Source organism: Streptomyces mayteni (assembly GCF_054783955.1).
The window spans coordinates 18763-28664 of record NZ_BAAGPR010000102.1 but is presented as its reverse complement, the minus strand read 5'-3'; the positions used below and the strand labels follow the sequence as shown (position 1 = coordinate 28664).

At 70.4% G+C, this 9902-nt stretch carries 9 protein-coding genes; 2 read left to right on the top strand and 7 right to left on the bottom strand.

The features are described 5' to 3' along the window. Positions 1–230 precede the first annotated feature (230 nt). The 3 genes from ACYVPE_RS31635 to thyX form a co-directional block, all read right to left on the bottom strand. Complete coding sequence (locus tag ACYVPE_RS31635) at positions 231–1916, bottom strand: ribonuclease J (RefSeq protein ID WP_461037206.1); 1686 nt, start codon at positions 1914–1916, stop codon at positions 231–233. A 135-nt stretch (positions 1917–2051) separates the two neighbouring features. Beyond that, positions 2052–2951 carry a 4-hydroxy-tetrahydrodipicolinate synthase gene (dapA, locus tag ACYVPE_RS31630; RefSeq protein ID WP_461037205.1) on the bottom strand — a complete coding sequence of 300 codons (900 nt, stop codon included), beginning with the start codon at positions 2949–2951 and terminating at the stop codon, positions 2052–2054. Between the two features lie 205 nt (positions 2952–3156). Beyond that, complete coding sequence (thyX, locus tag ACYVPE_RS31625; protein WP_461037207.1) at positions 3157–3849, bottom strand: FAD-dependent thymidylate synthase; 693 nt, start codon at positions 3847–3849, stop codon at positions 3157–3159. Between the two features lie 168 nt (positions 3850–4017). Here thyX and ACYVPE_RS31620 point away from each other — a divergent pair, with 168 nt between their 5' ends. Both ACYVPE_RS31620 and ACYVPE_RS31615 read left to right on the top strand, forming a co-directional pair. Beyond that, positions 4018–4218, top strand: coding sequence for a hypothetical protein (locus ACYVPE_RS31620; RefSeq protein WP_461037204.1), 201 nt, complete (start codon positions 4018–4020; stop codon positions 4216–4218). A gap of 70 nt (positions 4219–4288) precedes the next feature. Further along, positions 4289–4834 carry a hypothetical protein gene (locus ACYVPE_RS31615; RefSeq protein ID WP_461037203.1) on the top strand — a complete coding sequence of 182 codons (546 nt, stop codon included), beginning with the start codon at positions 4289–4291 and terminating at the stop codon, positions 4832–4834. Positions 4835–4860: 26 nt separating this feature from the next. Here ACYVPE_RS31615 and ACYVPE_RS31610 read toward each other — a convergent pair whose 3' ends face one another. From ACYVPE_RS31610 to ACYVPE_RS31595, 4 genes are read right to left on the bottom strand one after another with little or no spacing between them, the layout of a single operon-like run. Beyond that, positions 4861–5310, bottom strand: coding sequence for a hypothetical protein (locus tag ACYVPE_RS31610; RefSeq protein WP_461037202.1), 450 nt, complete (start codon positions 5308–5310; stop codon positions 4861–4863). Between the two features lie 2 nt (positions 5311–5312). Next, complete coding sequence (dapB, locus tag ACYVPE_RS31605; RefSeq protein ID WP_461037201.1) at positions 5313–6098, bottom strand: 4-hydroxy-tetrahydrodipicolinate reductase; 786 nt, start codon at positions 6096–6098, stop codon at positions 5313–5315. A 40-nt stretch (positions 6099–6138) separates the two neighbouring features. After that, positions 6139–7503: a M16 family metallopeptidase gene (locus ACYVPE_RS31600; RefSeq protein WP_461037200.1), complete on the bottom strand. Its 1365-nt coding sequence runs from the start codon at positions 7501–7503 to the stop codon at positions 6139–6141. Further along, entirely contained in the window at positions 7500–9725 is a 2226-nt protein-coding gene (locus ACYVPE_RS31595) for a polyribonucleotide nucleotidyltransferase (protein ID WP_461037199.1), read from the bottom strand. Before ACYVPE_RS31595 ends, ACYVPE_RS31600 begins: the two co-directional genes overlap by 4 nt. Between the last annotated feature and the right edge of the window lie 177 nt (positions 9726–9902).

Below are 9902 nucleotides of genomic sequence, written 5' to 3'. Positions count from 1 at the left end.
TTGGATCATGGATCCAACTTCAAAAAATCTGGCATTGACTATTTGGCACGCTGTTGAGTTCTCAAGGAACGGACGCTTCCTTCGGTTCCCTCTCGGGATCCTCCGGGCTTCGCTTCGTTCGTGACCGCCTCAGCCGGGGCCTTGCGGGCTTCCCGTTGCGGCGGTGACGTAAACGTACTTGAGCGGAGCGCCCGGATGCAAATCCGGGCGCTCCGCCGGCAGACGAACCGTCAGACGTCCATGACGACGGGCATGATCATCGGGCGCCTGCGGTAGGTGTCAGAGACCCACTTGCCCACCGTTCGCCGTACCAGCTGCTGGAGTTGGTGCGGGTCGACGACGCCGTCCTGGGCCGATCGGGACAGCACCTCGTCGAGCTTCGGGATGACCGCGGCGAAGTCCGAGTCCTCGATGCCGGAGCCGCGCGAGTGGATGCTCGGGCCGCTGACGATCTTTCCGGTGCTGCTGTCGACCACGACGAAGACCGAGATGAAGCCCTCGTCGCCCAGGATCCGGCGGTCCTTGAGGCTGGCCTCGTCGACGTCGCCGACCGAGAGGCCGTCCACGTAGACGTAGCCGGCCTGGACCTTGCCCACGATCCTCGCCTTGCCCTTGACGAGGTCGACCGCGATGCCGTCCTCGGCGATCACGATGCGCTCGGGGGGCACCCCGGTCATCGCGCCCAACTCGGCGTTGGCCCGCAGATGGCGCCACTCGCCGTGAACGGGCATCAGGTTCCTGGGCTGGCAGATGTTGTAGAAGTACAACAGCTCGCCAGCCGAGGCGTGGCCCGAGACGTGGACCTTGGCGTTGCCCTTGTGGACGACGTTGGCACCCCAGCGCGTCAGCCCGTTGATCACGCGGTAGACCGCGTTCTCGTTGCCGGGGATCAGCGAGGACGCCAGGATGACCGTGTCGCCCTCGACGATCCTGATCTGGTGGTCGCGGTTGGCCATCCTGGAGAGCGCCGCCATCGGCTCGCCCTGCGAGCCCGTGCAGACCAGGACCACCTCGTGGTCCGCCAGGTCGTCCAGGGTCTTGACGTCGACCACGAGGCCGGCCGGCACCCGGAGGTAGCCGAGGTCCCTGGCGATGCCCATGTTGCGCACCATCGACCGGCCGACGAAGGCGATCCGGCGGCCGTGTTCGTGGGCGGCGTCGACGATCTGCTGGATGCGGTGCACGTGGCTGGCGAAGCTGGCCACGATGATGCGCTTCTCGGCCCGGGTGAACACCTGGCGCAGCACGCTCGAGATGTCGCGTTCCGGGGGGACGAAGCCGGGGACCTCGGCGTTGGTCGAGTCGGACAACAGCAGGTCGATGCCCTCCTCGCCGAGCCGGGCGAAGGCCCGGAGGTCGGTGAGGCGGCCGTCGAGCGGCAGCTGGTCCATCTTGAAGTCGCCGGTGTGCACGGCCATGCCGGCCGGCGTGCGGATGGCCACGGCCAACGCGTCGGGGATCGAGTGGTTGACGGCGACGAACTCGCAGTCGAACGGCCCGATCCGCTCGCGGTGCCCCTCGCTCACCTCGAGGGTGTAGGGGCGGATGCGGTGCTCCTGGAGCTTCGCCTCCAGCAGGGCCAGCGTCAGCTTGGAGCCGATCAGCGGGATGTCGGACTTCTCGCGGAGCAGGTAGGGCACGCCGCCGATGTGGTCCTCGTGCCCATGGGTGAGGACGATGCCGTCGATGTCGTCGAGACGGTCCCTGATCGAGCTGAAGTCGGGCAGGATCAGGTCGACGCCCGGCTGCTCCTGTTCGGGGAACAGCACGCCGCAGTCGACGATGAGCAGCCGTCCGCCGTATTCGAAGACGGTCATGTTGCGGCCGATCTCGCCGAGACCGCCGAGCGGGGTAACGCGTAGGCCACCCTCAGGAAGCCTCGGCGGTGGGCCGAGTTCTGGATGCGGATGACTCAATGGACTCTCCTGACCACGCGCGCCACCGCCCCCGGGTGAGAGCCTGTGGCGCGCGTGACTCTGTGCAATGGTCGGTATTCAGTTATCACCTTCGCGGTGACGTTCGTGTCTCCGGAGACGCGCTCCGGGTCGTTCTCAGATCTGTACCCCGCCGGCCGCCAGATCGCGCCGTAGCTGCTCGGTCTCGGCCTCGGTGAGGCCGACGAGCGGCAGCCGCAGCGGGCCGCCCGGCAGGCCGCGCATCGCGAGGGCAGCCTTGGAGGTGATGACGCCCTGGGTGCGGAACATCCCGGTGAAGACGGGGAGCAGTCGCTGGTGGATCTCGGTGGCCTTGGCCACGTCACCACCGGAGTAGGCGTCGACCAGGGCGCGCAGCTCGGGCGTGACCACGTGGCCGACGACGGAGACGAAGCCGATGGCGCCGACGGAGAGCAGCGGCAGGTTGAGCATGTCGTCGCCCGAGTACCAGGCGAGGCCGGTGGTGGCGATGGCCCAGCTGGCTCTGCCGAGGTCGCCCTTGGCGTCCTTGTTGGCGACGATCCGCGGGTGCTCGCCGAGCCTGATCATCGTGTCGGTGTTGATCGGGACGCCGCTGCGGCCCGGGATGTCGTAGAGCATCACCGGGAGCTCGGTGGCGTCGGCCACGGCCGTGAAGTGCTGGTACAGCCCTTCCTGCGGCGGCTTGTTGTAGTACGGGGTGACGGTGAGCAGGCCGTGGGCGCCGGCCGCCTGGGCGGCGCGGGCCAGCTCGATGCTGTGTCGCGTGTCGTTGGTGCCGACTCCGGCCACCACGTGGGCCCGGTCGCCGACGGCCTCGACCACGGCGCGGACCAGCTGGGTTTTCTCCGCATCGCTGGTGGTCGGGGATTCGCCGGTGGTGCCATTGACGATCAGGCCGTCGTTGCCGGCGTCCACCAGATGGGCAGCGAGCCGCTGCGCGCCATCGAGGTCGAGAGAGCCGGCCGCCGAGAATGGCGTGACCATGGCGGTCAGGACCCGCCCGAAGGGGGTTTGCGGTGTGGAGGTCGGAGCCATGGGTTCCACGCTACTCGCAGCTCGGCACGGAGTGGCCAAGCGGGGCGGACAACCTGTGGATCCCGGCACTGCCTGCTCGGGGGTTCAGACAGCGCCGGGACCGTTCAATCACCCTAGATGAACTTCATGAAATGTCGCAATACGTGACACTTCTATCGGGTTTTCCGAGGTACACATCAACGGTGCGCGGCACCGCCTGGCGGCCTCAGGGGGCGATCCGGCCGTTCGTGTTGAAGGCCGCGTGGGTGAGGGGCATCAGCTCGGCCCAGGCCCGCTCCATCAGCTCGGCGACCATCTCGATCTCCCGCTGCGGGAAGGAAGGCACCCGGGACCGCTCGTCCTTGGTGCGCAGGCCGAGGAAGTGCATCAGCGAGCGGGCGTTGCAGGTGGCGTACATCGAGGAGTAGAGGCCGACGGGCAGGGCGGCCCTGGCCACCTCCCGGGCCACGCCGGCCGCCAGCATCTCCTGGTAGGCCGCGTACGACTGCCGGTAGCTCTCCTCCATGGTCTTGGCGACCAGGGCGTGCTGCTCGGGGGTGCCGGGCACGAACTCGTACTTCCCTGGACGCCCCTGCTGGACCAGCTTGCGGTCCTCGCCCGGCACGTAGAAGACGGGCTCGAGCTGGCGGTAGCGGCCGCTCTCCTCGTTGTACGACCAGCCCACGCGGTGCCGGTGGAACTCCCGGAAGACGAAGATCGGCGCGCTGACGAAGAACGTCATCGAGTTGTGCTCGAAGGGGCTGCCGTGCCGGTCGCGCATCAGGAAGTTGAGCAGGCCCTTGGAGCGCTCCGGATCCTTGCTGAACTCGTCCAGCGAGTGCTCGCCGGCCGTCGAGACACGGGCCGCCCAGATCACGTCCTTGTCGGAGGCGCTGTGCTTGACCAACTCGACCGTCATGTCGCTGCGAAAACTGGGGGTATCCGTCACGGCCCCCACCCTAGACGGCGGCACTGACAGCCCCTCCGCCTTCCGACGAATCGGACGCTCGCCCCCGAGTCCGACTCTTCACCTGATAACTTTGTATTAACCCACTCGGGTCAGGCCAATCGGGGGAAGGGGCGCCAGATGACCGGACACGACGACTTCCTGAGCGACGTCACACGGCCCCGGCGGCCACGTCCCAGTGTCGGCCAGCTGCTCGGGCACGTGCTGCTCGGCCTGATCGTGGTGTCCGGCCTGGTGGGCGCCCTGTTGCTGGCCCGCCCCGCCCTCGACGTCGAACACCAGAGCCCTCCCGAGGCACCGGCGGCGGCCACCAATCCCTGAGCGCGATAGCCTCACCGTTCACAGCACCGTCCCCTGTGTGATCCGACTGTGATACGAACGAGGACCCGTCGTGCCCCTTGCCTTTCTCTCGGCCGACCGTGACACCGCCGCCCCCGGGCCGGACGTGGCGCCACCCCCCGACCCGAACCAGTGGCGTCGCCCCTACCGGCTCGGCCCGTGGCGGGTCGGCATCGCCGCCTTCACCCTCCTGATAGCGGCCTACATGCTGATATCCGCGCTGATCATCGCCGTGGCCGGCACGCTGGCCGGCGCCAGCGTCACGGTGCTGGTCGCCGTCCTCACCATCGCGTTCGCGCTGCGGCTGCTCCGGATGGGGGTCTGGGTCAGCACCCGCGGACTGCGCCGGGTCGGCCTGTTCACCACCCAGACCCTGCGCTGGCGCGAGATCACCAGGATCAGCACCGTGCAGCAGCCGGTGCGCTGGCTCGGCCTGCCGCGCAGCGTCCAGGGGCAGGCCGTGCAGATCGACCGCCAGCGGGGCGAGCCGCTCGCCACCCTGCTCACCGACCACAGCGTCGACTTCCTCGGCCGCCGGGACCTCTTCGAGCGCGCCGCCGACGTGCTCGAGGCGTGGTCCGCCGAGAACCGGCACTGAGCCCCCGGGGGCCCCGACAGCCCCCGCTACCGCCGCGCCCGCCCGGCGTGCAGCGCGATCGCGTGCTGCATGGCCTTGCGGGCGCGCGGCGTGTCCCGGGCGTCGTGGTAGGCCACCGCGAGCCGGAACCAGGAGCGCCAGTCCCCAGGCGTCGCCTCGGCCTCGGCCTTCCGCGCGGCGAACGCCGCGTCGGCCGCGGCCGGATCGATCCGGCCGCTCGGCGTCCTGGCCAGGTCGTCCACCGGCAGCCCGCCCTCGGCCTCCAGCTCGCGGGCCAGCCGGTTGGCGCGCAGCACGAAGCTGGTGCTGCGCCACAGGAACCAGGCGCCGAGCAGCGGCAGCACCAGCACGGCCACGCCGAACGGCACGGTGACCCAGGTGCCCTCGCCGATCAGCACCACGCCGCGGTGCCCGACCAGCCCGAAGTAGACGGCGAGCACCGCGCAGAGCAGCGCGAAGACGATCCTGTCCCGCACGGCTAGCCGTCCTGGTCGGTGCTGTGCGGGTCCAGGCTGTGCAGATCCAGGAAGTGCTCGAGGCCCAGGGTGAGCCCCGGGGCGCCGGCGATCCGGCGGATGCCGAGCAGCACGCCCGGCATGAAGGAGCCGCGGGTCATCGAGTCGTGGCGGATGGTCAGGATCTCGCCGTCCCCGCCGAACAGCACCTCCTGGTGGGCGACCAGACCGCTCAGCCGCACGGAGTGCACCGGCACCCCTTCGACGTCGGCGCCGCGGGCGCCCGGCAGGCCACCGCTGGTCGCGTCCGGCTGGGGGCCGAGGCCGGCCGCGGCGCGCGCCTCAGCGACGAGCTCTGCGGTGCGCGCCGCGGTGCCGCTGGGGGCGTCCGCCTTGCGCGGGTGGTGCAGCTCGACGATCTCGGCGGACTCGAAGAAACGGGCGGCCTGCCGGGCGAACCGCATGGTGAGCACGGCGCCGATGCTGAAGTTGGGGGCGATCAGCACCCCGGTGCCCGGCGCCTCGGCCAGCCAGCCGCGCAGCGTGGCGAGCCGCTCGGCGGTGAACCCCGTGGTGCCCACGACGCCGTGGACGCCGTGCCGGACGCAGAACTCCAGGTTGTCCATCACCGCGTCGGGATGGGTGAGTTCGACGGCGACCTCGGCGCCCGCCTCGGTGAGGGTCTCCAGTTTGTCCCCCCGGCCGAGCGCGGCGACCAGCTCCATGTCGTCCGCGGCCCGCACGGCGCTGACCGCCTCGGTGCCCATCCGCCCGCCGGCGCCGATGACGGCCACCCGCAACTTGCTCATCGCGTTTCCGTTCCTTCCTGACGTCCCGCGGGCCGCGCCCTCAGGACATGACCTCGGTCAGCCGCGCGGCGCGCCGGTCGGTCAGCGGGCCGATGACGGACAGCGAAGGACGCTGTCCAAGCACCTCGCGGGCGACCCGCCGCACGTCGTCCGGGGTGACCGCGGCGATGCGGTCGAGCAGCTCGTCGACCGAGAGCTGCTGCCCCCAGCACACCTCGCTCTTGCCGAGCCGGTGCATCAGGGAGCCGGTGTCCTCAAGGCCGAGGACGGTGGATCCGGACAGCTGACCGATGGCCCGCTGGACCTCGTCGTCGGCGAGCCCCTTCTCGGCGACCTCGGTGAGCTGCTCACGGCAGATCGCCAGCACCTGGTCGACGCGGTCGGGGCGGCAGCCGGCGTAGACGCCGAACAGGCCACAGTCCGCGTAGCCGGAGGTGTGGGCGTAGACGTTGTACGCGAGGCCGCGCTTCTCGCGGATCTCCTGGAAGAGCCGCGAACTCATGCCGCCGCCCAGCGCGGTGGACAGCACGCTCAGCGCCCAGCGGCGCTCGTCGTGCCGGGAGACGCCTGGCATGCCGAGCACCAGGTGGGCCTGCTCGGTGCGGCGCTCCACGATGTCCACCCGGCCGGTGGCCCGCACCTCGCGGCGGCCGCCGCGCGGCGCCACGGGCTCGGCCTCGGGGCCGGCCGCGCCGGCCCGCTCGAAGGCGGCCGCCACCTGCTGGACGACGGCGGCGTGCTCGGCGTTGCCGGCGGCGGTGACCACCAGCCGGGTCGGGTCGTAGTGCCTCCGGTAGAACCTGGCGATCCGGTCCCTGGTCAGCGCGTTGACCGTGTCCACGGTGCCGAGCACGGGCCGGCCGAGCGGGCTGTCGCCGAAGAGGGTCTGCGCGAAGAGGTCGTGGACGCCGTCGCTGGGGTCGTCCTCGGTCATCGCGATCTCCTCGAGGATGACGTCCCGCTCCGAGTCCACCTCCTCGGCGGGGATCAGCGAGCCGGTGAGCATGTCGCAGACCACGTCGATGGCCAGCGGCAGGTCGTTGTCCAGCACGCGGGCGTAGTAGCAGGTGAACTCCTTGGTGGTGAAGGCGTTCATCTCGCCGCCCACCGCGTCGATCACGGAGGAGATCTCCAGGGCGGTCCGCCGGCCGGTGCCCTTGAAGAGGAGGTGTTCCAGGTAGTGGGTGGCGCCGCCCTGCGCCGGCGTCTCGTCGCGGGAGCCGACCCGGGCCCAGATCCCGAAGGAGACGGACCTGACGCCGGGCACCGTCTCGGTGAGGATCCGCAGCCCCGAGGGCAACACGGTCCGCTGGACGGTGGTGCCGCCGCTGTGTCGTGGACGGGGCACGGCCCGCCCCACCTGGTCGGTGGGGCGGGCCGTCCCGATGCCGTGCGAATCGCTCACTGCTCGGCGGCGTCCTTCTCGGCGGCCTCGGCGGCGCCCTCCTCCTCGTCGAGGACGGGAATGAGGGACAGCTTGCCGCGCTGGTCGATCTCGGCGATCTCGACCTGGACCTTCTGGCCCACGCCGAGCACGTCGTCCACGTTCTCGACGCGCTTGCCGCCGGCCAGCTTGCGGATCTGCGAGATGTGCAGCAGACCGTCCTTGCCGGGCAGCAGCGAGACGAAGGCACCGAAGGTGGTGGTCTTCACGACGGTGCCCAGGTAGCGCTCGCCGACCTCGGGCATCGTCGGGTTGGCGATGCCGTTGATCGTGGTACGGGCGGCCTCGGCGGACGGGCCGTCGGCGGCGCCGATGTAGATGGTGCCGTCGTCCTCGATCGTGATGTCGGCGCCGGTGTCCTCCTGGATCTGGTTGATCATCTTGCCCTTGGGGCCGATGACCTCGCCGATCTTGTCGACCGGGATCTTGACCGTGATGATCCGCGGCGCGTTGGGGGACATCTCGTCCGGGACGTCGATGGCCTCGCTCATCACGTCCAGGATGTGCAGCCGCGCGTCGCGCGCCTGCTTGAGGGCGGCGGCGAGCACGGAGGCCGGGATGCCGTCCAGCTTGGTGTCCAGCTGGAGGGCGGTCACGAACTGCCGGGTGCCGGCGACCTTGAAGTCCATGTCGCCGTACGCGTCCTCGGCACCGAGGATGTCGGTGAGCGTGACGTAGTGGGTCTCGCCCTCGATCTCCTGGGAGATCAGGCCCATCGCGATGCCGGCCACCGACGCCTTCAGCGGGACGCCCGCGTTCAGCAGCGACATGGTGGAGGCGCAGACCGAGCCCATCGAGGTGGAGCCGTTGGAGCCCAGCGCCTCGGAGACCTGACGGATCGCGTAGGGGAACTCCTCGCGGGTCGGCAGCACCGGGACGAGCGCCCGCTCGGCCAGCGCGCCGTGGCCGATCTCGCGGCGCTTCGGGGAGCCGACGCGGCCGGTCTCGCCGGTGGAGTAGGGCGGGAAGTTGTAGTTGTGCATGTAGCGCTTGCGGGTCACCGGGGAGAGGGTGTCCAGCTGCTGCTCCATGCGCAGCATGTTCAGCGTGGTGACGCCCAGGATCTGGGTCTCGCCGCGCTCGAACAGCGCCGAGCCGTGCACCCGCGGGATGGCCTCGACCTCGGCGGCCAGGGTGCGGATGTCGGTGACACCGCGGCCGTCGATGCGGACCTTGTCGCGGATGACGCGCTCGCGCACCAGCTGCTTGGTGAGGGAGCGGTAGGCGCCGGAGATCTCCTTCTCGCGGCCCTCGAACTGCGGCAGCAGCTTGTCGGCGGCGACGGTCTTGATCCGGTCGAGCTCCGCCTCGCGCTCCTGCTTGCCGGCGATGGTCAGCGCCTGGGCCAGCTCGTCGCGGACGGCGGCGCTCAGCGCCTCCAGCACGTCGTCCTGGTAGTCCAGGAAGATCGGGAACTCGCCGGTCGGCTTGGCGGCCTTGGCCGCCAGGTCGGACTGGGCCCGGCACAGCGCCTTGATGAAGGGCTTGGCGGCCTCGAGGCCGGCCGCGACGACCTCCTCGGTGGGGGCGGTGGCACCGCCCTTGACCAGCTCGATCGTCTTGTCGGTGGCCTCGGCCTCGACCATCATGATGGCGACGTCGCCGTCGGCCAGCACCCGGCCGGCCACCACCATGTCGAAGACCGCGTCCTCGAGCTCGGTGTGGGTCGGGAAGGCCACCCACTGGCCGCGGATCAGCGCGACCCGGGTGCCGCCGATCGGGCCCGAGAAGGGCAGCCCGGCCAGCTGGGTGGAGCAGGACGCGGCGTTGATCGCGACCACGTCGTAGAGGTGGTCGGGGTTGAGCGCCATGATCGTCTCGACGATCTGGATCTCGTTGCGCAGGCCCTTCCTGAAGGAGGGGCGCAGCGGGCGGTCGATGAGCCGGCAGGTGAGGATCGCGTCCTCGGAGGGGCGGCCCTCGCGCCGGAAGAAGGAGCCGGGGATCTTGCCGGCCGCGTACATCCGCTCTTCGACGTCGACGGTGAGCGGGAAGAAGTCGAGCTGGTCCTTGGGGTGCTTCGAGGCCGTGGTCGCCGAGAGGACCATGGTGTCGTCGTCCAGGTAGGCGACGGCGGAACCGGCGGCCTGCCTGGCGAGGCGGCCGGTCTCGAAGCGGATGGTGCGGGTGCCGAAGGGGCCGTTGTCGATGACGGCCTCGGCGTAGTGGGTCTCGTTCTCCACCTGTGATTGTCTCCTCTGCTCGCCTCCGCCGGCGGCGGAGGCGTTGGCGGTGGAGCACCCCCGTTCGGGCCGGCCATCGATCGAAGCTCCCGGGGCGACGCCCGGGGGCCACTACCGAGGACCGGCGACGGTTCGGAAGGCGCTCCGCCTCGTCCGTGTCTCTGTACTGCTGTCTTC

Coding starts and splice junctions, on each gene's coding strand:
- dapA (WP_461037205.1), bottom strand. CDS start 2,951: ATGGCTCCGACCTCCACACCGCAAACCCCCTTCGGGCGGGTCCTGACC.
- thyX (WP_461037207.1), bottom strand. CDS start 3,849: ATGACGGTCGAGTTGGTCAAGCACAGCGCCTCCGACAAGGACGTGATC.
- ACYVPE_RS31620 (WP_461037204.1), top strand. CDS start 4,018: ATGACCGGACACGACGACTTCCTGAGCGACGTCACACGGCCCCGGCGG.
- dapB (WP_461037201.1), bottom strand. CDS start 6,098: ATGAGCAAGTTGCGGGTGGCCGTCATCGGCGCCGGCGGGCGGATGGGC.